The sequence below is a fragment of the Telmatobacter sp. DSM 110680 genome (assembly GCF_039994875.1).
Taxonomy (GTDB): Bacteria; Acidobacteriota; Terriglobia; order Terriglobales; family Acidobacteriaceae; genus Telmatobacter.
Genome location: NZ_CP121196.1, coordinates 1,583,841 through 1,608,000, shown reverse-complemented (window position 1 = coordinate 1,608,000; position 24,160 = coordinate 1,583,841). Strand labels below are relative to the sequence as shown.

The following is a 24,160-nucleotide window of genomic DNA, read 5'->3' as shown; positions in this document are numbered from 1 at the left end:
ATTTTCCTCGCTAATAGCGCCAGTGAAATTGAGTTTCACCGACTCGCGTTGCGTAATTCAGTGAACAGTGTTCAGTGAGTAGTGATCAGTACTGACGTCACTATTCACTGTGCACGGAGCCTAGTTTTCTAGAATTCTTACCAGATGCGGAATCGTCTTCACCATGCCGCGAATGGATTCGTTGTCTACGCGCTCCACGATCTGGTTGAGCCGCGTAAAGCCAAGACCCTTGACAACCAACTTGTGCTTCATTGGCGTCGAGTTCTTTGACCGGTAGTACTGAATGCGAATCTTTTTGGTCTCAGCCATGATTAAAGCTCCTCAACCTGCTTACCGCGCGCCGTGGCCACGTCGCTCTTGTCGCGCAATTGAATGAGCGCGTCAAACGTTGCCTTGATGACGTTGTGCGGGTTCGCCGTTCCCAGGCTCTTGGTGAGCACGTTCTGCACGCCGACCGAGGTCATTACTGCGCGCACTGCACCACCGGCTATGACGCCCGTTCCTTCAGGAGCCGGCTTCAGCAGCACGTGGCCCGAGCCAAAACGCCCCAACACCTGGTGCGGAATCGACGTATCGGTCAGGTTAATGCGAACCAAGTTCTTCTTGGCCGCTTCAATTCCCTTGCGGATAGCCTGGGGAACTTCCTTGGCCTTGCCCGATCCGTAACCAACCACGCCCGAAGCGGCGTCGCCTACCACAACCAGCGCGGCAAACGACATGTTCTTGCCGCCCTTCACCACCTTGGTCACGCGGTTAATGGAAACCACCTGATCCTTCAGGTTGTACTGGTTGGCATCGAGTTTCTTATTCAAGATCATCATTGCTCTCTCGTCTCTTTCAGTAGACAGTGGACAGTGATCAGTGGTCAGTCTTGCTCTCACCATTTTGAAGTCTTCACTGTGCACTGTGCACTGTTTCACTGTTTACTGCTTTTAAAACTCCAGCCCTGCTTCGCGCGCTGCTTCGGCAAGAGCCTTGATGCGGCCGTGATACAGAAAGCCGCCGCGATCGAAGACCACCTTCTTGACGCCCTTTTCCTGAGCCTTCTCGGCGATCGCTTTACCGATCTCCTTGGCTGCTGCCACATTGCCGCCGGTCTTCGACTTCGTGGCCAGCGTTGAAGCGGACACAATGGTCACGCCCTTCTGGTCGTCAATCACCTGCGCGTAAATGTGGTTCAGCGAGCGATACACATTCAACCTGGGCCGCTCACCGGTGCCGGCCAGCTTGGCGCGGATGCGCGAGTGAATCCGCTGGCGAATTTCGTTTCTCTTAATCATCTTCGTCTCTTTCCTATCAGCGGAGCCGACTCTCGACTCCGTTCGGTTTGAACTGCAGTGGTCAGTGGACAGTGATCAGAACTTGCTAAGGTCGACGGTCATAGAGCTGATCACGGAACACTAACAACTGATCCCTGTTTTATTTCGCGCCTGTCTTACCGGCCTTCTTCTTCAGCTTCTCGTCGGAGTAGCGCACGCCTTTGTTCTTGTATGGATCGGGCTTGCGCAGCGAACGCATGTCTGCGGCAACCTGCCCTACCTTCTGCCGGTCGATGCCGGATACGGTGAGGTGCGTCTGCTTCGGATCGATAGTTACTTCAATACCTGTGGGCAGCGGAACCTCGATCGGATGGGAGTAGCCGAGGGTAAACACCACCATGCCCTTGCCCTTCAACTCCGCGCGATAGCCGATGCCGACAATGTCCAATTCTTTCTTCCAACCCTGCGTTACACCCTGCACCGCGTTGAAGACGAGCGCGCGTGTCAATCCATGGACGGCGGCCTTGTCGTCGCTTTCGCGATTCACATGCAATACGCCGTCTTTGGTCTCGAGCGAGATGCCGTCGGCAATCATCGCCGATACCTTGCCTTTGGGACCTTCCACCAGGACCGTGTTGCCCTCAACCTTATACTTAACGCCAGAGGGAAGCGGAATTACTTTTTTTCCAATGCGCGACATCGAATCAATCCTTAAGTTGGCTTGCGAGTCCCGAAAACAGTGGTCAGTGATCAGTGTTCAGTGATTGTTTCCACTCTCATTCGTTCCACTGCAGCCGAAAAACAGTAAAAGTGATCAGAACGTTTACCCAATTCCTAAGCGGCGAGTTCAAGCACGAACAAACTGACCACTGATCACTGACAACTGTTCACTGCCTTTACCACACTTCGCAGAGCAGTTCGCCGCCTACGCCTTCGCGGCGTGCCTGGCGGCCCGTCATCACACCCTTGGGGGTCGTCATGATCGAGATGCCAAGTCCACCTTGGACGCGCTTGATCTCATCGCGGCCAATGTACACACGGCAGCCGGGACGCGAAATACGAGCGAGGTCACGAATAGCTGCTTCCTGTCCGCCGTACTTCAGGTACACGCGGAGAATCAGCTTGCCTTCTTCTTCCTGCGTCTTGTAGTTCGAAATGTAGCCCTCTTCCTTGAGAATGCGGGCTATCTCGGTCTTCAACTTGGAAGCCGGCACATCCAGCTTCTGATGACGCGCACGGATTGCGTTCCGAATTCGCGCCAGAAAATCTGCTACTGGGTCGGTCAGACTCATTCCTTCTCCTTCATTCCCCGTTCGCTCCCGGTCTCACTTCAACAGGAGAACCAGCGGGAATGCGTACTACAGTGATCAGTGTTCAGTTATCAGTGATCAGGAAATTCTCGGCTCCGCCGATGCAGTCAGTTAAACCAAGAAGAAACTGACCACTGACCACTGTTCCCTGACCACCGTTTTACTACCAGCTCGACTTCACGACGCCGGGGATCTCTCCCTTGAGCGCCAATGCCCGGAAACACAAGCGACAGATACCGAACTTCCGCAGGTATCCCCGCGGACGTCCGCAGAGCTTGCACCGGTTGTGTTTGCGGGAGCTGAACTTCGGCTTCCGCGCGTCCTTCACTCTCTTTGCAGTGGTTGCCATAATCCTCTATTCCCCTACGCGCCCTGCCGGAACGGCATGCCGAAGGCCTTCAGAAGCGCACGCGCTCCGTTATCGTCCTTCGCCGTGGTCACGATCGTGATGTTCATGCCCTTCAACTTTTCCACCTTCGAGTAATCAATCTCGGGGAAGATCAGCTGATCGCGCAGACCGAGCGTGTAGTTACCGCGCCCGTCAAAACTCTTAGTCGAAACGCCGCGAAAATCGCGAACCCGCGGCAGTGCAGTTGAGATCAGGCGGTCGAGAAACTCGTATGCCTTCTCATTGCGCAAGGTCACCATGGCTCCGATGGACATGCCGGCGCGCACCTTGAAAGCGGCAATCGACTTCTTCGCCTTCGTCATCACCGGCTTCTGTCCGGCGATTTGCGTCAGATCGCCCACCAGCGGGTCCAGCAGCTTGGTGTTCTGCGTCGCTTCGCCCAGGCCCATATTGATGACAACCTTCTCAAGCCGGGGAACGGCCATCATGTTGTCGATGCCCAGTTCCTTCTTGAGAGCCTGCTTGATCTCTTTGTTGTACTTCTCTTTCAACCTTGCTGCCATTTCCTTCACTCTCTTTCTTCCGGTCTTCGGAGTAGTCACCGTAGCGACCGTTTACCGTTGCGGAAGGGACTTGCCGACTGGACATTCGCACCCTATGCGCGCTGCCCTGCCGGTAGGGTTCCTCTTACTTCTTGGTGGGCAGTTCGCTGCCACACGTCTTGCATATCCGCTGCTTGCTTGTGCCCTGAACCTTGTATCCGATCGAGGCTGTCTCGCAGTTCGAGCAAAGCAGGGCCACGTTCGAAACATTGATCGGCGACTCATGTTCCGCGATGCCGCCCTTGGTCCGTTGCCCGCGCTTGCTTGAAACAGTCTTCTTCACCACGCGCACATGCTCAACGAGCACGGTGCCCTTGTCAGGAAACACGCGCAGCACACGGCCCGACTTGCCGCGATCGGAACCCGCGAGAATCTTCACTACATCGTTACGACGAATATTCAAACTCGGCATGATTTCTCCGAAATCAGCTGCTAGCTTCTAGCTGCTAGCCTCTAGCTATTTTTGTCCATCTTCCAACTGATCTAGCTAGAAGCTAGAGGCTGAAAGCTAAAAGCTGCCCTACACCACTTCTGGTGCCAGCGACACAATCTTCAAAAACTTCTTCTCACGCAGTTCGCGAGCAACGGGGCCGAAGACGCGGGTGCCAACTGGCTCGTGCGCATCATCAATCACCACCGCCGCGTTCTCGTCGAAGCGGATATAGGTTCCGTCACGGCGACGGTGCTCTTTGCGGGTGCGGACGATCACCGCCTTCACCACTTTGCCCTTTTTCACCGTGCCATCCGGCGAAGCTTCCTTCACCGCCGCTGTTACGACATCACCCAGACCGGCTTTCTTGCCCAACCCGCCGCCCAGGGGCAGAATCACTTGCAGCTTGCGCGCGCCGGAGTTATCCGCCACCGCGAGCATGGTTCTCATTTGCACAGCCATGGATTTTTCTCCTTACCGCTCCGCCTACTTGGCGGCTTCTACAGCAGCGGCTGTTCCAGCCGTGTCTTCAATCTGTGCCAGCGACGAACGCCGCACAATCTCTTCAAGCGACCACCGCTTCAACTTGCTTAACGGCCTGGTCTCGCGGATGCGGACCACATCGCCCAGCCGTGCCGAGTTCTGCTCATCGTGCGCATAGAACTTCTTCGAGCTTTTCACGATGCGCTTGTACTTGGGATGAGCCTTGCGCATCTCGACCTCAACCACGATAGTCTTCTGCATCTTGGTCGAAACCACGTTGCCCACTTTTTCGTTGCGCCGGCTCGCCGGCGCCTGCTTCTCTGTTGTCGCCGCCGTCATTTACCGGCTCCCTTCTTGGTTGCGCTGGCCGCTGCACTCTTCTTGGCGCTCTTCTTAGCGGCGGACCGGGGTCCCTTGGTCACGCTCTTCTTTGCGCCCGACTTGGCCTTCGCGGTCTTTGCAGGCTTCTTCGCGCTGCTTTTGGTTGTCTTCTTCTCTTCGCCCGCCGGCAAGGTTGAAACCAGTTCATGCGTGGCGCCGCGAATGCCAAGTTCGCGTTCCCGCGAAACCGTCTTGATCTGTGCGATCTCTTTGCGCAGCTGGCGGAGCTTTTTCACTCCGTCGTTCTGCCCCATCGAGACCTGAAAGCGAAGCCGGAACAGCTGCTCACCCGAAGTCTTTTCGTGGTGCTGCAGTTCGTCGTCGCTCAAACTACGAATCTTTGCGAGTTCCATCTCTTAATCTCCGGCGCTCTGCCAATCCTTGCGGGATCGGCGGCGCTTCTTACCCTCTGCCGACTGCTCGGCCCGTTGCTGACTACTCGGCCGCTGCCGTCTTCTTCTCGGCCCCGGACGTCTTCTCGGCGCCCGGACGCTGCACGAACTTGGTACGCAGTGGCAGCTTGTTCGAAGCAAGACGCATGGCTTCCTGCGCGATTTCGGGCGTCACGCCTTCCATCTCAAACAGGATCTTGCCAGGCCGCACTACGGCAACCCAATGATCCAGCGCGCCCTTGCCCGAACCCATTCGAACTTCGGCCGGCTTCTTGGTGATTGGCTTATCTGGAAACAGACGGAGCCAGATCTTGCCGCCGCGCTTGATGAAGCGGGTCATGGCGATACGGCTGGCTTCGATCTGCCGGTCAGTGATGTAGCCGCACTCCAGGACCTTCAAACCGTACTCACCGAACGACAGCGAAGAACCGCGCCACGCTTTACCGCGACGCTTACCCTTCTGCTGCTTCCGGAACTTAACCTTCTTCGGCATCAACATAGCGAAATCCTCTAAAACCAGTGGTCAGTGGACAGTGATCAGTGAACAGTCGGCATGTTTACATCTGCCTGCATTGCACTGCTCCCCAGCCCTTCTCCAACCGCCTAAACACAAAACACTTCGAACCGCACGGACACTGACCACTGTTCACTGTCCACTGCCTTTAAAACACTCCCGAACCTGCGGGCGCGGGCTGGCGACGTTTCTGCTCGTAGATATCGCCACGATAGATCCACGTCTTCACACCGATTACGCCGTAGGTGGTGTTCGCCTCGGTAAACCCGTAGTCGATATCCGCGCGAAGCGTGTGCAGCGGTAAACGCCCCTGCAGATACCACTCCGACCGCGCGATTTCGTTGCCGTTCAAGCGACCCGACACACGCACCTTGATTCCCTTGCAGCCGAAACGCAGCGCCGAATCCACGCTCTTACGCATGGCGCGGCGGAAGCTTACGCGCTTTTCGAGTTGCAGCGCGATGTTCTCCGACACAAGCTGGGCGTCCAACTCTGGCTTGTTCACCTCGATAATGTCGATGAACACTTCGCGGTTGGTGCGCTTGCCGAGCTCGGTCTTGAGCTTCTCGATCTCCGCGCCCTTGCGGCCGATGACGATACCCGGACGCGCGGTGCGGATCAGGAAGCGAAGCTTGTTGCCTGGACGCTCGATTTCCACCGAGCTCACGCCGGCAGCTTTGAGCTTTTCGCGCAGCTCAGCCTTGAGCTTCACGTCTTCAACCAGGAGCTTGTCATAGTCGCGCTCTGAGAACCAGCGCGAACGCCATGGCTTGTTTACTCCGAGCCGGAATCCATAAGGGTGGACTTTCTGTCCCATGCTTTTTTCCTCAAATACTTCCAGGCCTACTTCTTGGCCTTTTTCTTCGTTGCTGCAACCGGCTTCTTCGCCGCTGATTTCTTTGCCGTCTTCGTAGCTGTCTTCTTTGCGCCCGTCTTCTTCACTGACTTGCCCGCTGTCGCCGGCTCGTCAGCTTTGGTCACCAGGTGCGAGTGTCCGCCATCGCGCTCAGCCACCGACAGGATGATGTGTGTCAGCCTGCGCTGATAGCGATACGCGCGCCCCATCGGAGCGGGCCGAATCCTCTTCATGCGTGGACCGTCGTTGGCAATTGCCGACTTCACGTAGAGGTTGTCGACATCCACGTCTTCCCCTCGTTCGCCCGACACGTACTTGGCGTTATCCACGGCCGAAGTCAGCAGCTTATGAATCACCGGAGCAATGCGCTTCTTGGTGAACTGCGCCGTCTCCAGCGCTTCCTGAACTCCCCGGCCCTTAATCAGGTCCAGCACCAGCCGCGCCTTCTGCGGCGATACACGCTGGAACTTTGCTTCAGCCCGGTATTCTTTTGTCTCGACTGCCATTGGTCTCTTCCTCAAATTCGCTGGCGCGGTTGCGCCGAAATCTCAACTACCGCGGACCCGCCGGCTTGGCAGAAGCTTCCGCAGCCTTCGATCCGCCCGTGTGCCCCTTGAACGTGCGCGTCGGAGCAAACTCGCCCAGCTTGTGTCCTACCATGTTCTCGGTCACGTACACCGGAACGAACTTTTTGCCGTTGTGCACTGCGATCGTGTGTCCCACGAACTCCGGGAAGATCGTCGAGCGCCGTGACCAGGTCTTCACGACCTTCTTATCGTTGGCCGCGTTGAGCACCTCGATCTTCGTCGTCAGGTGCGCATCTACAAACGGGCCTTTTTTCGTCGAACGTGCCATATACCCTCAGCTCCTCTACTTCGCCCGGCGGCTGATGATGAACGCATCGGTCCGCTTGTTGTTGCGTGTCTTGTACCCGCGTGTTGGCTGACCCCACGGAGTCACAGGATGACGGCCACCTGAAGTCTTGCCTTCACCGCCGCCGTGCGGGTGATCCACAGGATTCATAGCGACGCCACGGTTGGTAGGACGAATACCCTTCCAGCGGTTGCGTCCGGCCTTGCCGATGGACACGTTCTCATGATCGGTATTGCCGACTTGTCCAACGGTGGCTAGGCAGTCAACCAGCACCTTGCGTGTTTCACCAGAAGGCAACTTCAGAAGAGCGTAATCGCCTTCCTTGGCTACCAACTGAGCCTGAGCACCAGCTGAACGCGCCATCTGTGCGCCTTTGCCCGGCCGGAGTTCAATCGCGTGCACCGTTGTACCGGCAGGAATGTTCTTGAGCGGCAAAGCATTGCCAATCAGAATGTCGGCTTCGGGGCCCGAGCTTACTGTTGCCCCGACCTTCAACCCCACAGGCTGCAGGATGTAGCGCTTCTCGCCGTCCGCGTAATGTACCAGCGCGATGCGCGCCGAACGGTTCGGGTCGTACTCAATGGTCGCCACTTTGCCCGGAATTCCGAACTTGTCGCGCTTGAAGTCAATCAGCCGGATCTTCTGTTTGTGTCCGCCGCCGTGATGCCGAATCGTCAGGTCACCGGTGTTGCGCCGTCCGCCCGTGCGCTTGCGTACTGCCAGCAGCGGCTTGTGCGGCTTGTCCGTCGTCAGGTCATCATTGACCAGCGTGGTCTTAAAGCGCAACGTCGGCGTAATCGGTCTGTATGTCTTGATAGCCATCATCTTATGTCCTGGAGTGCCTGCGCCTGACTTCTGCGCCGCTCTCCCCGTTTCTCCGAAGCCTCTCTATTTCACCGGCTCCGATATTCCAACTTGCAAACTGCGGACTCAACTGAACACTGTTCACTGACAACTGTTCACTGTCCTACAGGTTGCTCACGTACTCAGGCAGCTTCTCGCCGGCTTTCAACCGAACGTAAGCCTTTTTCCAATCCGGCCGAAATCCAGCGAACTTTCCGCGGCGGCGTTCCTTGCCCACCACATTCGCAGTCCGTACCGCGGCAACCTTCACCTTGAAGAGAGCCTCAACCGCCTGCTTCACTTCGATCTTCGAAGCATCCGGAGCCACGTCAAACACCAGCGTGCCCTCGGTTTCCTTAACGCTCAAGCCCTTTTCGGTAATCAGGGGCCGGCGAATCACTGTATAGAGAGTTGGCATTACGCGGCCTCCGTCTGCGCTGCATTGCGCTTGGAAACGCTCTTCACGAGAGACTCCGTCAACTGCTCGATCGCGGCTTTAGAGAAAATTGCCCGCTCATACCGCAGCAGATCGTACGGATGCACTTCGTTGTTGAGAACCAGTTCGACGCCCTTGAGATTGCGTGCGCCGAGCATTAATGCCTGGGAAAGGGTCTTGCCGTTTTCTACGATCAGCGCAGTACGCGTCACATCGAGTTTGTCGAGCGCCTGGCGATAGAGCTTCGTCTTGCCGCCCTTGAGTTCCAGCGTATCGACCACGGTAAGTTTGCCATCAGCCAGCTTCGAAGCCAACGCTGAGCGCAATGCACCCTGCAGCTTTTTGCGCGGGAAGGCATAGTCATAGCTGCGCGGTTGAGGTCCGTGCACGGTGTAACCGTGACGCCACAACGGCGAGCGGACCGAGCCGATACGAGCGCGGCCGGTGCCCTTCTGCTTCCACAGCTTCTTGCCAGAACCGGCGACTTCAGTGCGGCTCTTGGTCTTGTGCGTGCCCTGCCGCATGGAAGCGCGATAATGCTTCACCGCTTCCCACAGCAGAGCTTCGTTGACCTGGCCATAAACTGAATCGGCCAGTTCGAGCGAGCCCACTTTTTCGCCGTTCAGATTTACAACATCTACGTTTGCCATCGTCTTCTTCTTCCGCCGGACTCGCATCCGGCTCTGAATCTCTTCCGCCGGCATCTTTCTACCGGCTCTCCATCTCGTGCGCCGCTAGGCGCGATTGGCCCCACCGCAGGTGATTACTTGCGCTTTGCGGTTGCCTTCTTCGAAGCCTTCAACGGATCGACCGTAGTCGAGCCGGCAAATCCACGGCGCTCGCGCGGCGGAGTCTTGGCCTTCGAAATCAGCACATATCCTTCACGCGATCCCGGAACCGCACCTTCAACCATCAGCAAATTCTCTTCGAGATCAATGCCGCGAATACGAAGGTTGCGAACCGTGATCTGCGCCGCGCCCATGTGACCCGGCATTCTCTGACCGGGAAATACGCGCGATGGGAAACTGGATGCACCGATCGAACCCTGCACCTGGAACATGTGACCGTGCGACTTCGGTCCGCCACCAAACTTATGCCGGCGAACGACGCCAGCAAATCCGCGGCCCTTCGAAGTCCCGATTACGTCGACAAACTTTGCATCCTGGAAGATATCCACCAGCACGCGGTCGCCAGCCTTGGTTTGAACTTCGCCATCGGCATTGGCCTCAACGTCAACTTCCTTGATGACCTTGACCGGAGGAGCTTCCGTCTTCGCGAAGTGGCCAGCCTGAGGCTTGGTTACGTTCTTCGTCTTGATAAATTCCACCAGGCCGATTTGCGCGGCGTCATAGCCGTCCTTGGCGAGCGTCTTCAACTGCGTAATTACGCAAGGACCGGCCTGCAACACCGTAATCGGGTGCACATCGCCCTTTTCGTCGAAGACCTGCGTCATGCCGATCTTTTTTCCCAGAATCCCTGTGACTGCCATATCTTCCTCACCTCATCATGCGGACTTGAAGCGCCGCACTGCCGGAACTGAACTAGTTCTCAGTTGTCAGTTGTCAGAACTCTGATCACTGACCACTGTTCACTGTCCACTTATTTCTCAAACGCCTTGATCTCGACGTCAACGCCGGCCGGAAGATCGAGCTTCATCAGCGCGTCTACCGTCTGTTGCGTCGGCTCAAGAATGTCGATCAGCCGCTTGTGCGTGCGAATTTCGAACGCCTCGCGCGACTTCTTATCTACGTGCGGCGAACGCAGCACGCAGTACTTGTTCTTGATCGTCGGCAATGGAATCGGACCCGCCACCGTTGCTCCGGTACGCTTGGCCGTCTCCACAATCTCGCCGGTCGAGGTATCCAGCACGCGATAGTCGTATGCCTTCAACCGAATTCGAATCCTTTGACCTACCATTGGCTCTTCTTTCCAAGTGATCATTGATCAGAGATCAGTGATCAGATTTCGCTTGCCGCGCCGTTCGATGCGCCCGGAGGGCGGTCCGCCCGACGCGGCTAGCGTCTACTTGATAATTTCCGCAATCGCGCCTGCGCCTACTGTGCGTCCGCCTTCGCGGATGGCAAAGCGCAGACCCTTTTCCATGGCTACCGGCGTAATCAGTTCAATCACCAGTTCCACGTTGTCGCCCGGCATCACCATCTCCGTGCCTTCAGGCAGTTCCGCCACTCCCGTCACGTCTGTCGTCCGGAAGTAGAACTGCGGCCTGTAGCCCTTGAAGAACGGTGTGTGACGGCCGCCCTCTTCCTTGCTCAGCACGTACACGGTGCCCTTGAACTTGGTGTGCGGCGTGATCGATCCCGGCTTCGCCAGAACCATGCCGCGCTCCACGTCTTCCTTGGGAATGCCGCGCAGCAGGATGCCGGCGTTGTCGCCCGCCAGGCCTTCGTCCAGCTGCTTCTTGAACATTTCCACGCCCGTGCAAACCGACTTGCGGGTCTCGCGGAAGCCGACAATCTCGACATCCTCGCCCACCTTCACCTTGCCGCGTTCGATTCTTCCGGTCACCACCGTGCCGCGTCCCGAGATCGAGAAGATGTCTTCGATCGGCATCAGGAAGGGCAGATTGACCGCGCGCTCCGGCTGCGGAACGTACTTGTCGACCGCTTCCATCAGCTCGTCGATCTTGGCTTCCCACTTGGCTTCGCCGTTCAGGGCGCCGAGAGCCGATCCACGGATCACGGGAACGTCGTCGCCCGGGAACTGGTACTTCGACAACAGTTCGCGAACTTCCATCTCCACCAGGTCCGTCAGCTCTTCGTCTTCCACCGCATCGCACTTGTTCAAGAAGACCACGATGCAGGGAACGCCTACCTGGCGAGCCAGCAGAACGTGCTCCTTGGTCTGCGGCATCGGGCCGTCGGTCGCTGCGACTACCAGAATCGCGCCGTCCATCTGCGCCGCGCCGGTAATCATGTTCTTGATGTAGTCGGCGTGACCGGGGCAGTCAACGTGCGCGTAGTGCCGGTTCGGGGTCTCGTACTCCACGTGCGCCGTCGCAATCGTGATACCGCGCTCCCGCTCTTCCGGGGCGTTGTCGATCGAGTCAAACGAACGGAACGTGTTCTTCGGGTTGTGCTTCTGCAATACCTTCGTGATCGCCGCCGTCAACGTCGTCTTGCCGTGATCAATGTGACCAATCGTTCCCACGTTCACATGCGGCTTCGAACGATCAAACTTTTCCTTCGCCATAAGAAATCCAATTCCCTTTCAGTGGCTTGTACAACCTGTTGCACCCCGGGGCGCCGGCATTCCGGCTCCAGCCCCAAAACTTGACTGCTACTTACCCTGCGCACGGCCGATAATTTCATCGGCGATCATGCGTGGCGCCTCTTCGTAGCGCGCGAACTGCATTGAATACGACGCACGGCCTTGTGTCGAGGAACGAATCTCGTTCACGTAGCCGAACATTTCCTTCAGCGGAACGATCGCCTTGATGACCTGCGATCCTGCCGCGTGCTCCATGCCTTCAATCCTTCCGCGACGCGAGTTGATGTCGCCGATAATCACGCCCATGAACTCCTCGGGGACCGTGACTTCGACTGCCATCACCGGCTCAAGAAGGACCGGATGCGCCTTGCGTGCGGCTTCCTTGAAGGCGATCGAACCGGCAAATTTGAATGCCATTTCGTTCGAGTCGACTTCGTGATAGCTGCCGTCATACAGGTGCACCTTCACGTCCACGATAGGATAGCCAGCCAGAATGCCCAATTCCAGCGCACCCTGCACGCCCTGATCGATGGGCTTGATGTATTCCTTCGGAACCACGCCGCCCTTGATGTCGTTGATAAACTCGTAGCCCTTGCCCGGCTCGTTGGGCTCGATGCGCAACTTGCAATGCCCGTAGTTACCCGAACCGCCTGTCTGACGAATGTACTTGCCTTCAGCTTCGGCCGACTTGCGGATCGTCTCGCGGAACGCAACCTTCGGCTCGCCCACGTTCGCCTCGACCTTGTGCTCGCGCTTCATGCGGTCGACAAGAATTTCGAGGTGCAATTCGCCCATACCGCTGATGATCGTCTGTCCCGAATCTTCGTCCGTCCGCACCTTGAAGGTGGGGTCTTCGTCGGCTAACCGCGACAGCGCGATACCCATCTTTTCCTGATCGACCTTGGTTTTCGGTTCGATTGCTACCGAAATCACAGGCTCGGGGAAGGTGATGGCGCCAAGCGCGATCGGATGCTGCGGTGAGCTGAGCGTATCGCCGGTCTTCAATTCCTTCAGGCCGACGCACGCGCAGATATCGCCCGCGTAGATCTCGGTGATGTCTTCACGCTTGTTGGCGTGCATCTTCACCAAGCGGCCTACGCGATCGGTCTTGCCGGTACGCGGATTCAGAACCGTGTCGCCCGTCTTCAGAGATCCCGAATAGATGCGAATGAATGACAGCTTGCCGAAGGGATCGTTAATCAGCTTGAAAACCAAGGCCGACAGTGGCTCATTGTCATCCGCCTTGCGGATAACCGTGTGCGACAGATCGTGCGGATCGATACCTTCCACCGGAGGCTTGTCGAGCGGGCTGGGGAGATAATCCACAACCGCATCGAGCAGCGTCTGCACACCCTTGTTCTTGAATGCGCTTCCGCAGATTACCGGGAACACCTTCAGATCGATGGTCGCCTGGCGAATGCCCTTCTTCAGCTCTTCAATGGTCGGCGTCTCGCCTTCGAGGAACTTCTCGAGCAGCACATCGTCGGTCTCGGCGATCACTTCGATCAGTTGCAGGCGGAAAGCTTCAGCCTTCTTCTGCAGATCAGCAGGAATCGGCTCTTCCGAATACTGCGCGCCCATGGTCTCGTCGTGCCACACGATGGCCTTCATCTCGATGAGATCGATGACGCCCTTGAAGTGCGACTCAGCGCCAATTGGAATCTGCAGCGCTACCGGTCGCGCGCCCAACCGCTTGCGAATGGTGTCCAGAACGTGCTCGAAATCGGCCCCGTTCTTGTCCATCTTGTTCACGAAGCAGATACGCGGAACCTTGTACTTGTCGCCCTGGCGCCATACCGTCTCGGTCTGAGGCTGTACGCCGCTGACAGAGTCAAACACCGCAACCGCGCCGTCGAGCACACGCAGGGAACGCTCCACCTCGGCGGTGAAGTCCACGTGACCGGGCGTATCAATGATGTTGATACGGATGTCTTTCCACATGCACGTCGTTGCTGCGGACGTGATGGTGATACCGCGCTCCTGCTCCTGTTCCATGTAATCCATGGTCGCGGTGCCTTCATGCACTTCGCCGATGCGGTGCGTGATGCCCGTATAGAAGAGGATGCGTTCTGTCGCAGTCGTCTTACCGGCGTCGATGTGCGCCATGATTCCGATATTCCGGCAACGACTTAGAGGTATGGTGCGAGCCACGGTTTTTCTTTATCCTTGCGGGACCCGAGTCCCGCCGTTTCCTTCAGTTCAAAAACCCATTCCGTTCAGGGCCTTCGCGCCGGACCATCTTGCTTGCCGGCTAAAACTCTTCTTGCCTCGTGCCGTCAACTACCAGCGGTAGTGTGCGAAGGCCTTGTTGGCCTCAGCCATGCGGTGCACGTCTTCTTTCTTCTTCATCGCCGCGCCACGACCATTGGCCGCGTCAAGCAGTTCGTTGCTCAACTTGTCGATCATGCCCTTCTCACCGCGGGCACGGCCGTAGGTGATGAGCCAGCGAATCGCCAGCGAGGTACGCCGATCCGCGTTCACTTCGATCGGAACCTGGTAGTTGGCGCCACCGACACGACGGGTCTTGACCTCGAGCAGCGGCTTGCAGTTCTCGACTGCCTTCTTGAAGAGCTTGAGCGCGTCATCTCCGCCGCCCTTCTCTTCAAGGTTCTTCATCGATTGATAGAAGATGCCCTGGGCCGTCGACTTCTTGCCGCCCCACATCATCGAGTTCACAAACTTGGTGACCAGCGTGGACCCGTAAACCGGATCCGGTGCTACTTCCCGCTTCGCAATGTGCCCTTTTCTCGGCATAGTCTCTCAAAATCCTTCGCGCCTAAGCGCCGTTGTGCTGCCCCAGTCCCGGTACCATCACGCCGCCCGGGAACCGTATTTCATTCCCACCGCTCTACTCCAAAACGCTAAAGCGCGGAGCGCCTACTTCTTGCCTGCCGCCGCGCCACCCTTGGCTCGCTTTGCGCCATACTTGGAGCGACTCTGCTTCCGGTTGGCAACGCCTACGGAATCCAGTGTGCCGCGCACCACGTGATAGCGGACTCCGGGAAGGTCTTTCACGCGCCCCCCGCGGATGAGCACAATCGAGTGCTCCTGCAGGTTGTGGCCGATGCCTGGGATGTAGGTGGTGACCTCAATCCCGTTGGTCAACCGCACGCGAGCTACCTTGCGCAGTGCCGAGTTCGGTTTCTTGGGGGTTTGTGTGTACACGCGGGTGCATACTCCGCGACGCTGCGGCGAGGCCTGCAGTGCAGGAGACGCCGTCTTGTACCGGGGGGCCGTACGCCCCTTACGAACCAATTGATTAAAAGTAGGCAAACTGAAACTCCTTACCCCAAAAACCTCTAAGCCCAACCCACATTCAGCCGCGCGCAAGCCTTCCCGGCTTCTCATGCTGCGAAACGCACCTTTGTCGATGCGCACACGCACGAAAGCCCAAGTTGCTGCTTCGCGTCTGCCTTCGTTCCACTTCCAGACGAGAACCGAGACGGTGGCCGGTCGTTTTTCCGCTTTTAAACGGGAAAAGCCAACTCCGTTTCGCCGGTTCCGGCTCGCATAGCCCTCCAAGGTGGAGAAACGCGCGAGCACCGATGCGAATATCGCCCTCCCGTCTTTCCTTCACCCGGGTAAGCGATGTGTCCCTGCCCTTCGCAAGAAGAGAGCAATTTAAGGACTTCGGCCGTTTTTAACGCTACGGCCTGGGGTGTAGACCCTCGCCAAACTTGCTGACCGGGGATCTCCCATTACGCGCCTGTCTTTAGCACACAGGGATAGGCGTGTTCTTGCGGAACCTTTTAAAGATAGCAAGAAAGGCTGGTGGGGTCAATTATTTCCCCGATTTCCAGCACCTTTCCGGCTGAAGGTGGGTGGATTTAATGAGTCCACCCACAAACGAGCCGGGCCTATCGAATTGTCTTGAGCGTCCAAGCCCCATTCACAAGGGCGAAATCTGCTTCTTTCCTCACGCTCAGCTTGTTCCCCGGATTATGAGCGATATCTTGTAGAACCTCTGGAACCCCCGTCAGATTCACAACCTCCGCGTATTTTCCGGACTTCGCTGCTTCTGCGCCGGCCATGGCCTCGTCGCTCAATTCGCCCATATCTTTTGCTTTCAAACGATTGGCTGCCACCGTAGTCACGACAATGGTGTAGTTCTTGTCATCTGCGCTCTGGGGACGCCACTCAATAACGTCGCCTCCGCCGGGAAGCACTACCGCTTTTTTTCCGTCCGCGGTGAGCTTGAAGTCCGCCCATATCTTGTTGGGATAGATCTTCGTCCGATCCCAGAGTTTTGCCTTTGCGCCACTCAACATACCCGGATCATTGACCAGGACGTTCACGCCCACCGGTGCGGTCTGGTCATATTTGGCCTGCACCAGCGCCAATGCCTGCGTTGACGTTAATTCCGGCGCCGACTTGCAACCGACCAACAGGGCGGAACACCCCAAAAACAACGCACTCAAAGCCTTCCAATTCCGCATCTTTCTTACACTCCCTCTCACGCATACAGACTGAGTCAGAATCCCGACGACCCGCCATTTTTCTCTTACTTTCACGCGCTGTCAATGGAGTTGCATGTGACACCGAGCACATGTCTGGTGAATCGGAATGAATTCCTGCCGATGAATCGCTATTTCACGGTCATCAGTTGCCGAGTTTCAGTCTGCAGTTATCCGTTTAACGAGCAGGTCAAGGAAGGACTTCTCGTCTGACTGCAGACAGACCCGCGCATTCGGATCTCCGGGCCCTAATGTTGTCAGCCCCTTGCCATCGACTTCAATATGCATTGGCTTGGTAGGGCAAAGATCCGGACGAAATGTGAACGTAACCGCAACCGGATCGAACAGGGTCGGCGTTGGACTGCGGTTCGAAGTGTTACCGATCCATTCGTGATAGAGCAGCGTCAACTGATCAGTGAGCGGAGATCCATGCGCAAAGATCGCATCCCGCTTCCCCGCATCGAGCGGCACTTGAGTGGAATCGAGCGGCATCATGAATACTGGCACGCCTGACGCCAACAGCGCCTTTGCTCCGGCCGGATCGCACAGAATGTTCCATTCCGGTTGCGGTGGATTTGGCATGCCTTGCGCATCGACTCCATAACCGCGCTCGATGCTGCCACCCATAATCACCACTCGCTTCAACTTTTTGAATGCAGCCGGATCGTGCTCAATTGCTGCCTGCACTGTGAACAGAGGCCCAATTCCGATGAGTGTTATTTCACCGGGATGCTCACGAGCTTCGCGCAAAATAAACTCCGCACCGCCTTGGTGTTTCTTCTCCGGAGTTTGCTTCGCATAAGCCGCCTGCGTCATCAGGTTGTCTGTCTTTGAAGGTGGTCCGGCAAACACTGGAATATCGCTTCGTCCCACGTCCTTTAGATATCGGTCGAGAAGTCGCGCGCGCATCTCGGTGTTGCCGAAGGTCGTCGTCACGCCAAGGACTCTGAGTTCCGGACTCTTCAGCGCCAACGCCAGTGCAAAGGCGTCATCAATGTCATCGCCGATATCGGTATCGATGATAACCAGTTGTGGAGTTGAGATGGCTTTATCGGCATCAGAAGCCTGCGCCCGCGCCGCCAATGACCCGAAAACAGCGAACAACAGTGCGCACAAGACAACTAGAACCCGAGGAATTTTCATGCCAAGTACTCTATCGCCTCGGCCCCGTCCATTACTCTGTTGACGGTCGCACACAGGTGTCTATGTCGCAACGATTCCGTACTTCGCGTCGCCGCTTTCTTCAACAGTCCGGGTTCGCGGGGCTCGCTTGCGCTCTGCCGGCACGCAAGATTTTCGCTCTCGCCGAACATCGGGCCGATTCACAGTCCGTTGTCACCGTTAAAAATCGGGCACCGCTCAATGCCAGCGCGTTCTATCCGCTGCCGCTGGGACAGGTTCGTCCGGCGGGATGGCTTCGCCGGCAGTTGGAGATCCAGGCCAATGGACTTTCAGGGCACCTCGACGAGACGTGGGCCGACGTTGGTTCCAATAGCGGATGGCTCGGGGGCAAAGGCGAATCGTGGGAGCGCGGACCCTATTACCTCGACGGCCTCATTCCTCTCGCGTGGCTTCTCGATGACGCGCGTCTCAAAGCGAAAGCGCAAAAGTACATGGAGTGGATTCTGACCAACCAGGCGTCGAATGGCATGATCGGTCCAGCTTCGAATGATGACTGGTGGCCGCGCATCGTCGCACTAAAAGTCCTCACGCAATACCAGGAATTCACCGGCGATCCACGCGTAATGCCGCTTATGGACCGGTATTTCCGTTACCAGCTTTCCGAACTTCCCAAACGTCCACTGCGCGACTGGGGCAAATTCCGCTGGCAGGACGAAGTGCTTAGCGTCACCTGGCTCTATAACCGGACCGGCGCGGCGTATCTCCTCGATCTCGCGCGGCTTTTGCACACGCAGGGCTACGACTGGATGGCGCAGTATGCGAACTTTCAATACAAGCAAAAGATCACGGCCGAGTTCATCAAGCTCAACGAAGACGGGGGTCTCAAGGATCTCGCGCTTTCAACACACGGCGTGAACAATGGGCAGGCGGTGAAGACAGGGCCGGTGTGGTCGCTCGTCTCTGGGTCCGAAAGCGATCGCAAAGCCGCAACGCAGATGATTGCGGAACTCGACAAGTATCACGGCTTGCCCAATGGCATGTTCTCCTGCGACGAACATCTCTCCGGCCGCGATCCTTCGCAAGGTTCGGAACTCTGCACCGTGGTCGAATACATGTACTCGCTGGAGCGCGCTCTCGCCATCACTGGCGATGCGGCGTTTGGCGATCGCCTTGAGCGCCTCGCATTCAACGCGCTGCCCGGCACGCTGACTGACGATATGTGGGCGCACCAATATAACCAGGAGCCGAACCAGGTGGAGTGCAGCCTGCACCATAAGCCGTGGGTCAGCGACGGTCCGGAATCCAATCTATTTGGTCTTGAGCCCAACTTTGGCTGCTGCACCGCGAACTATCACCAGGGCTGGCCAAAATTTGCTGCGAGTCTGTTTCTAATGTGCGGTGGAGCGGCGAATGACCCACGGGATGGGTTGGTCGCTGCCGCTTATGCTCCTTGCGAAGTGAGCACTAGTCTGCATGGAACCCCGATACATATCGTTGAGGAAACCGAATATCCGTTTCGCGGTAACGTTCAAATCACTGTCAGCCCGGCCGCCCCGCTCGAATTCCCACTTCATCTGCGGATCCCCGCGTGGGCTGCGGGAACCACCATCACTGTGAATGGCCGTAGTGAACCGGAGCCAGCCGCAGGTTCGTTCGCGCGAATTCAGCGTTCATGGAAATCCGGCGATCGCGTGGAAATCACATTTCCAATGAGGCCGCGTGTTTCACGCTGGTTCAATGACTCGGTTGCGATTGAACGCGGTCCGCTGGTCTTCTCCTACGGGATCGGAGAAGACTGGGTGAAACTGCGCGATCGCGGCATGACTGCTGACTGGCAGGTGTATCCCACCACGGCTTGGAACTATGCATTGCAATTGAATACCGGCGACGCGGCAAATGACATCGCGGTCACCGAAGCGGAAGTAGGTGATCTTCCCTTTGCTCGAAAGAATCCGCCGGTACAACTGCGCGTGAAGGCGCGCAAAATTCCGGCATGGCGCGCGGAAGATGGAGTAGCCAATACGCTCCTGCAAAGCCCCGTTACAAGCGAGGAGCCAGCGGAAGAGATTACCCTGATTCCATATGCAACCGCTAAGTTGCGCATCACCGCGTTTCCGGTTTTGAAGAATAGCTAAGTCTACATATAGTTTCACATGGATGGAGCACCTTGTTTCGTGTTGTAGAAACTCAATCTAGGTGCTGATTGGATGATTGAGGGCGGCAACGATCTTTTCGGTGTCGTAGACGCAACCGCCCCATACTCCACCGCTGGCTTCTACCAGTGCGGCCCACAGGCGAGTATCGTCCGGGAGCGCCGGGTGCGACTTGAGATCGGTTCGCGGGTTGCGTGCGGCCAACTTGCGCGAGCCCTCTTCCGCAGTGAATTCACCGTCGGCGTCGCCGACGAGATGCACCGAGGCAGTCAATTTGCCGCGGTCGACCACGATTTCAATAAGGTCGCCGTCGTTTACCTTACCGATTGGACCGCCCGACAGTGCTTCAGGGGAGATGTGACCAATGCAGGCGCCGGTGGAAACGCCGCTGAAACGCGCATCGGTGAGCACGGCGACGTGCTTGCAGTGGGGCAGTTGCTTGAGGGCGGAGGTGACCTGATAGATCTCCTGCATTCCGGCGCCTTTCGGACCGCCGCATATGAGCACCAGCACATCGCCATGGCCGATGGCACCCGACTTGATCGCCGCGATTGCTGCAGCCTCCGTTGTAAATACGCGCGCGGGACCGCGGTGGCTGAATATGTTGTCGTTGCCAATCAGCGAGGGATCGATGGCGGTGCTCTTGATGACCGATCCCTCAGGCGCGAGGTTGCCGACGGGAAAGCAGACGGTCGCCGTGAGTCCGCGCTCGCGCGCACGATCGGGAGTCATGATGACGTCATCTGCGTCGATGCCGTCGAGTTGTGTGAGCTTGCCGCGCAGCGTGTGCCGGCGTTCGCTGTCGCGCCACCAGTCTAGGCTAGCATTGAGCGTATCGCCTGTAACGGTGTGGACACTCCCATCAAGGAGGCCTGCCGAGCGGAGTTCCAGCATGACCTCGGGGACGCCGCCGGCGAGAAACACCTGTACGGTCGCGAATCCATGCGGACCATTGGGCAGGGCGTCTACGAGGCGCGGGACGCTGCGATTTACTTCTTCCCAGTCGGCGCGGCTGGGGCGCTTCAATCCTGCGGAAAATGCAATCGCGGGTAAATGCAATAGCAGATTTGTGGAGCCGCCAAATGCCGCGTGCAACACCATTGCATTGCGCACGGCTGCATCCGTTAACACATTGCGCACTCCGAATTTCAATTCATGCAACCGGATGATTGCACGTGCAGATCGTTTTGCCGCGTCGAGCCAGACAGACTGACCGGAGGGTGCGAGCGCGGTGTGGGGCAATGACAATCCCAATGCTTCGCCCACGACTTGCGCGGTCGCTGCCGTGCCGAGGAACTGGCATCCACCGCCTGGCGATGCACAAGTCCGGCAACCAACTTCGGCTGCGTATTCGAGCGTGATCTGCTGCTGGGCAAAGCGCGCGCCGATGGTCTGGACCTTGCCTGCATCTTCGCCAGACTCGGGCAGGAGCGTGACACCGCCGGGCACCAATACTGCCGGGAGCGAACCTACGGAGGCGAGCGCCATCATCATTGCCGGCAGCCCTTTGTCGCAGGTGGCCACGCCGAGCACGCCTTTACTGGTAGGCAGGGATCGCATGAGCCGCCGCAGTACCATCGCGGCATCGTTACGAAACGGCAGCGAGTCCATCATGCCGGTTGTGCCCTGCGTTCTTCCATCGCAGGGATCGGTGCATGAGCCGGCGAAAGGCGTAGAGTGCAGAGCTTTCAGCTCGCGCGCAGCTTCGGCGACAAGTAGGCCTACTTCCCAGTGTCCGGTGTGAAAGCCGAGAGCGATGGGGCGTCCGTTTTCGGCGCGCATACCGCCGTGGGTGCTGAGGATCAGAAATTCCGGGTCGAGAAGCCGCGAAGGCTCCCATCCCATTCCCGCATTCTGGCTGAGTCCGAAAAGATTTCCGGATGGCTCATTCAACAACATCTCTGGCGTTAACGGCAGGGAGCCCGCTGGACCGGAGGCATGGGTGGTGACATCGCGCAAGTCGGTTGCATCCGTCTCCAACACCGATTTGAGAGAAATTCCGGCGATCGCGCCCTCCTTGTTATTTAGTGCAAATCATTTACGCGGAACATCAGCGGGTGCTTTGTGTCGTACCGGTCGGAACCGGGGTGAGGCGAAATACATGCGGCTTGGGCGCGGCGGCCTCGTAGATAGAATCTTCAAGAGAATTCTCGAAGGCCTGCATGACGTCCTTGCCTTCTTCGCTGCCGGTATCGGCGTTGCGCACGCGCATGCGCAGATGAATGTAGTGTGCCTCGTCGCGATCGCGCACCAGCCAGCTTACGCGCTGTGCCTGGTGAAACATCGGCGTGCCGTAGTCGGCGAGATTGATTCCTGCTTCCAGCGCTTCCGGCGAAAAAGTGTCCACCGCCTCACCATCGATACTGAGGGTGTAGCGGCCGGCGGCAAGTCCGGTGACGCGTAGGGTTTCCTGGTTGAGTTGCTGCTCAATGTCAGTCAGATCGAGCAGCAGCGCCGTGGTGGCGTTGCTGCGTGTCAATGGTAGCGGCAGAGCGTCTTCGAGCGCAGTCCATTTCAACTCGCCGCTGGTCTGGGCAACTTCGCTGACGGACGCGTTGCGAGCCTGCGTCACTGTGGCGGCGTGCGCATCTACAACGATTTCGGAAACCATGGATGGCGCATGCCAGCCTTTCAGAAGGGCCTCAGCCATCACCCAGTGCGCGAGCGGATCGGGATGGACGCGATCGGGCAGCAGCAACACGGCCAGTTTCGGATCGAGCGCGTCGGCCTTGCTGATGGCCGCAACGACTGAAGGATTGAGATTGATGAATGCCGCGCCATACTTGTCGGCCAGCGATTGATCGACCTCCGCAAAATGCTGCATCACGGCGTTGTATCCGCCGGGGAAGAACACCGGACGCGTTACATCGTCGTAGGGCGAGGGTCCCAGTAGGGTCATTCGCACACCGGGGACATGTTCGCGAATGGAATCGAGCAGATGCTGATATCCCTTTACGTAGGTCTGCTCAATGTCGTCGGTGGTGGCGCGATATGCTCCATCGTTCATGCCCAGCATCACTGTGACGATGGTTGGCTTCTCCGCGAAGACATCGCGTTCGAGACGCTGATCGATGGGACCTCCACCGCCGCCGCTTACGCGATCTCCGCCCACGCCCGCGCCATAGAAGTGCACACGCATCCACGGGAAGCGGGTTGCCGTGTAGAGTTCGACCCACTGGTTGTAGTAGTTCTGTTCCGTGATGCTGTCGCCATAAAAGACGACGGTGTCGTCCTTGTGGAGATAGAAGCCGCGCGCATTGGCTTCAGCGCCGGGTGGCGGAACACCGGGTTTCGAACTCGGCGGCGCGGTCATCGGACCTTCGGCTGCCGTCGTCATGTGCAGGGTTTCAGCGCTCATGGCCTCTACAGGTGCAGTGGCTACCGCTACCAGCGAATCCGCGCATCCGTAGTACAGGAACCACTTGCCGTGAAAGAACACCAGCCCCTCGGCGAAAGTGGTTCCGGCTGCGTACTGGCCTGTCTGTTCATACGGGAGTTCGGGCTTGAGTACCGGCTTGTCGGTCTGCTCCAGCAGGTGTGCAGGATTCGAGGCCTCGAACAACGCTTCGCCGGCGGCGTACGCACCTGGTCCCATGGCGGGGTCACCGCTCTCGGTCGCGTTCTTGCCGTTGTACAGCATCACGATGCCTGCGCTGGTGAGGATTGGCGGTGGACCGGTTTCAGGAAAGGTGCTATCGAAGTGGCCGGGCCGAGGCCGAAGCATTTCGACTGGATTTCCGTGCGTGTCCTCGACAGGGGTCCAGTGAATCGCATCGTCCGATGTCGCCAGCTTTATCGATCCCTCACCCCAGTACATCCAGTACCGATCGGCGATCTTCGCGGCAAGCAGACGGCCGTCTTTCAGTTGCGTGACGATGCCGGCGGATTTGTACATCAGGTTCGCGTACTTGCCGCCGGATGCGGCGAGAAAGGCCGGTCCGTACTTGGTCCATCGCTTGAGATCGCGCGAGGTGGCGATGCCGACAGAATACGTTTTTCGATTCCATTGGGTATAGGTGAGGATGTAGGTGCCGTCTTCGCGCTCCACGATGCGCGGATCTTCGACGCCGCCTGGCCACTCTCTCGCCTTCTGGTCATCTTCTGCGGGGTAGAACACCGGCTCGGCAGAACGCTTGAAGTGGATGCCGTCGTCACTCTCGGCCATGCCCAGGCGCGAGGTGTGTCCGCCAATCTCCATCGCGCCGGAGTTGTCTTCCGCGCGATACAGGACATAGATTCTCCCGTGGCGCACGATCGCCGCCGGATTGAAGGTGTGCAGCGCCTCCCACTGCACGGGCGCCTTAGCGATCGGATCTTGAAATTTCGAGGCTGGAATTGGCATCACTACCGGATTACCCGTCGAAGGCCGCGCAAAGGGTCCAATCACCCACGGGGCTGCACTCTGCGCATGGAGCGTTGCGGCCCCAAGCAGCACCGCCAGTCCTACCTTCAACCTCAAAATATTGTTCACTCGT

General features: G+C 57.8%; 29 protein-coding genes. 1 reads left to right on the top strand and 28 read right to left on the bottom strand.

What is annotated here, in order from left to right:
* Positions 1-120 precede the first annotated feature (120 nt).
* The 26 genes from rpmD to P8935_RS06450 all read right to left on the bottom strand — a co-directional run bounded on the left by rpmD (position 121) and on the right by P8935_RS06450 (position 17,553).
* A complete protein-coding gene (gene rpmD, locus P8935_RS06575; protein WP_348264192.1) occupies positions 121-309 on the bottom strand; it encodes a 50S ribosomal protein L30 in 189 nt (62 codons plus the stop codon).
* A gap of 2 nt (positions 310-311) precedes the next feature.
* Positions 312-821 carry a 30S ribosomal protein S5 gene (rpsE, locus tag P8935_RS06570; RefSeq protein ID WP_348264191.1) on the bottom strand — a complete coding sequence of 170 codons (510 nt, stop codon included), beginning with the start codon at positions 819-821 and terminating at the stop codon, positions 312-314.
* 111 nt (positions 822-932) lie between these two features.
* The gene (gene rplR, locus P8935_RS06565; protein WP_348264190.1) at positions 933-1,280 is read right to left on the bottom strand and encodes a 50S ribosomal protein L18; all 348 of its coding nucleotides are present in this window, start codon (positions 1,278-1,280) and stop codon (positions 933-935) included.
* Positions 1,281-1,419: 139 nt separating this feature from the next.
* The gene (rplF, locus tag P8935_RS06560) at positions 1,420-1,959 is read right to left on the bottom strand and encodes a 50S ribosomal protein L6 (RefSeq protein WP_348264189.1); all 540 of its coding nucleotides are present in this window, start codon (positions 1,957-1,959) and stop codon (positions 1,420-1,422) included.
* 196 nt (positions 1,960-2,155) lie between these two features.
* Positions 2,156-2,551: a 30S ribosomal protein S8 gene (rpsH, locus tag P8935_RS06555; protein ID WP_348264188.1), complete on the bottom strand. Its 396-nt coding sequence runs from the start codon at positions 2,549-2,551 to the stop codon at positions 2,156-2,158.
* 181 nt (positions 2,552-2,732) lie between these two features.
* Entirely contained in the window at positions 2,733-2,918 is a 186-nt protein-coding gene (locus P8935_RS06550) for a type Z 30S ribosomal protein S14 (protein ID WP_348264187.1), read from the bottom strand.
* Positions 2,919-2,932: 14 nt separating this feature from the next.
* A complete protein-coding gene (rplE, locus tag P8935_RS06545) occupies positions 2,933-3,481 on the bottom strand; it encodes a 50S ribosomal protein L5 (RefSeq protein WP_348264186.1) in 549 nt (182 codons plus the stop codon).
* Between the two features lie 124 nt (positions 3,482-3,605).
* On the bottom strand, positions 3,606-3,932 hold the full coding sequence (rplX, locus tag P8935_RS06540) for a 50S ribosomal protein L24 (RefSeq protein WP_348264185.1): 327 nt from the start codon (positions 3,930-3,932) through the stop codon (positions 3,606-3,608).
* A gap of 108 nt (positions 3,933-4,040) precedes the next feature.
* Complete coding sequence (gene rplN / locus P8935_RS06535; RefSeq protein WP_348264184.1) at positions 4,041-4,412, bottom strand: 50S ribosomal protein L14; 372 nt, start codon at positions 4,410-4,412, stop codon at positions 4,041-4,043.
* A gap of 24 nt (positions 4,413-4,436) precedes the next feature.
* Positions 4,437-4,772: a 30S ribosomal protein S17 gene (gene rpsQ / locus P8935_RS06530; protein WP_348264183.1), complete on the bottom strand. Its 336-nt coding sequence runs from the start codon at positions 4,770-4,772 to the stop codon at positions 4,437-4,439.
* A complete protein-coding gene (gene rpmC / locus P8935_RS06525) occupies positions 4,769-5,167 on the bottom strand; it encodes a 50S ribosomal protein L29 (protein ID WP_348264182.1) in 399 nt (132 codons plus the stop codon). The genes rpsQ and rpmC overlap by 4 nt, the downstream gene beginning before the upstream one ends.
* An 82-nt stretch (positions 5,168-5,249) precedes the next feature.
* Complete coding sequence (rplP, locus tag P8935_RS06520) at positions 5,250-5,705, bottom strand: 50S ribosomal protein L16 (protein ID WP_348264181.1); 456 nt, start codon at positions 5,703-5,705, stop codon at positions 5,250-5,252.
* 163 nt (positions 5,706-5,868) lie between these two features.
* Complete coding sequence (gene rpsC / locus P8935_RS06515) at positions 5,869-6,537, bottom strand: 30S ribosomal protein S3 (protein WP_348264180.1); 669 nt, start codon at positions 6,535-6,537, stop codon at positions 5,869-5,871.
* A gap of 26 nt (positions 6,538-6,563) precedes the next feature.
* Entirely contained in the window at positions 6,564-7,082 is a 519-nt protein-coding gene (gene rplV, locus P8935_RS06510; protein WP_348264179.1) for a 50S ribosomal protein L22, read from the bottom strand.
* Between the two features lie 46 nt (positions 7,083-7,128).
* The gene (gene rpsS / locus P8935_RS06505; RefSeq protein WP_348264178.1) at positions 7,129-7,431 is read right to left on the bottom strand and encodes a 30S ribosomal protein S19; all 303 of its coding nucleotides are present in this window, start codon (positions 7,429-7,431) and stop codon (positions 7,129-7,131) included.
* A 15-nt stretch (positions 7,432-7,446) separates the two neighbouring features.
* Complete coding sequence (gene rplB, locus P8935_RS06500) at positions 7,447-8,271, bottom strand: 50S ribosomal protein L2 (RefSeq protein ID WP_348265313.1); 825 nt, start codon at positions 8,269-8,271, stop codon at positions 7,447-7,449.
* A gap of 145 nt (positions 8,272-8,416) precedes the next feature.
* The gene (locus P8935_RS06495; RefSeq protein ID WP_348264177.1) at positions 8,417-8,710 is read right to left on the bottom strand and encodes a 50S ribosomal protein L23; all 294 of its coding nucleotides are present in this window, start codon (positions 8,708-8,710) and stop codon (positions 8,417-8,419) included.
* Positions 8,710-9,378: a 50S ribosomal protein L4 gene (gene rplD / locus P8935_RS06490; RefSeq protein WP_348264176.1), complete on the bottom strand. Its 669-nt coding sequence runs from the start codon at positions 9,376-9,378 to the stop codon at positions 8,710-8,712. Before rplD ends, P8935_RS06495 begins: the two co-directional genes overlap by 1 nt.
* Before the next feature lie 113 nt (positions 9,379-9,491).
* Positions 9,492-10,217, bottom strand: coding sequence for a 50S ribosomal protein L3 (rplC, locus tag P8935_RS06485; RefSeq protein WP_348264175.1), 726 nt, complete (start codon positions 10,215-10,217; stop codon positions 9,492-9,494).
* 110 nt (positions 10,218-10,327) lie between these two features.
* Positions 10,328-10,645 carry a 30S ribosomal protein S10 gene (gene rpsJ / locus P8935_RS06480; protein WP_348264174.1) on the bottom strand — a complete coding sequence of 106 codons (318 nt, stop codon included), beginning with the start codon at positions 10,643-10,645 and terminating at the stop codon, positions 10,328-10,330.
* Positions 10,646-10,750: 105 nt separating this feature from the next.
* Positions 10,751-11,938, bottom strand: coding sequence for an elongation factor Tu (gene tuf, locus P8935_RS06475; protein WP_348262323.1), 1,188 nt, complete (start codon positions 11,936-11,938; stop codon positions 10,751-10,753).
* Positions 11,939-12,025: 87 nt separating this feature from the next.
* On the bottom strand, positions 12,026-14,107 hold the full coding sequence (gene fusA / locus P8935_RS06470; protein ID WP_348264173.1) for an elongation factor G: 2,082 nt from the start codon (positions 14,105-14,107) through the stop codon (positions 12,026-12,028).
* A gap of 129 nt (positions 14,108-14,236) precedes the next feature.
* Complete coding sequence (gene rpsG / locus P8935_RS06465; RefSeq protein WP_348264172.1) at positions 14,237-14,710, bottom strand: 30S ribosomal protein S7; 474 nt, start codon at positions 14,708-14,710, stop codon at positions 14,237-14,239.
* Between the two features lie 123 nt (positions 14,711-14,833).
* Positions 14,834-15,229 carry a 30S ribosomal protein S12 gene (gene rpsL / locus P8935_RS06460; protein ID WP_109486572.1) on the bottom strand — a complete coding sequence of 132 codons (396 nt, stop codon included), beginning with the start codon at positions 15,227-15,229 and terminating at the stop codon, positions 14,834-14,836.
* A 584-nt stretch (positions 15,230-15,813) separates the two neighbouring features.
* A complete protein-coding gene (locus P8935_RS06455; protein ID WP_348264171.1) occupies positions 15,814-16,392 on the bottom strand; it encodes a hypothetical protein in 579 nt (192 codons plus the stop codon).
* A gap of 177 nt (positions 16,393-16,569) precedes the next feature.
* On the bottom strand, positions 16,570-17,553 hold the full coding sequence (locus P8935_RS06450) for a nucleoside hydrolase (RefSeq protein WP_348264170.1): 984 nt from the start codon (positions 17,551-17,553) through the stop codon (positions 16,570-16,572).
* 62 nt (positions 17,554-17,615) lie between these two features.
* Between P8935_RS06450 and P8935_RS06445 the strand changes: the two genes are divergently transcribed.
* Positions 17,616-19,667 carry a beta-L-arabinofuranosidase domain-containing protein gene (locus P8935_RS06445; protein WP_348264169.1) on the top strand — a complete coding sequence of 684 codons (2,052 nt, stop codon included), beginning with the start codon at positions 17,616-17,618 and terminating at the stop codon, positions 19,665-19,667.
* A 57-nt stretch (positions 19,668-19,724) separates the two neighbouring features.
* Here the strand turns inward: P8935_RS06445 and P8935_RS06440 are convergent, their stop codons facing one another.
* Positions 19,725-21,668 carry a YjhG/YagF family D-xylonate dehydratase gene (locus tag P8935_RS06440; RefSeq protein ID WP_348264168.1) on the bottom strand — a complete coding sequence of 648 codons (1,944 nt, stop codon included), beginning with the start codon at positions 21,666-21,668 and terminating at the stop codon, positions 19,725-19,727.
* Between the two features lie 67 nt (positions 21,669-21,735).
* Positions 21,736-24,156 carry a GDSL-type esterase/lipase family protein gene (locus P8935_RS06435; protein ID WP_348264167.1) on the bottom strand — a complete coding sequence of 807 codons (2,421 nt, stop codon included), beginning with the start codon at positions 24,154-24,156 and terminating at the stop codon, positions 21,736-21,738.
* Between the last annotated feature and the right edge of the window lie 4 nt (positions 24,157-24,160).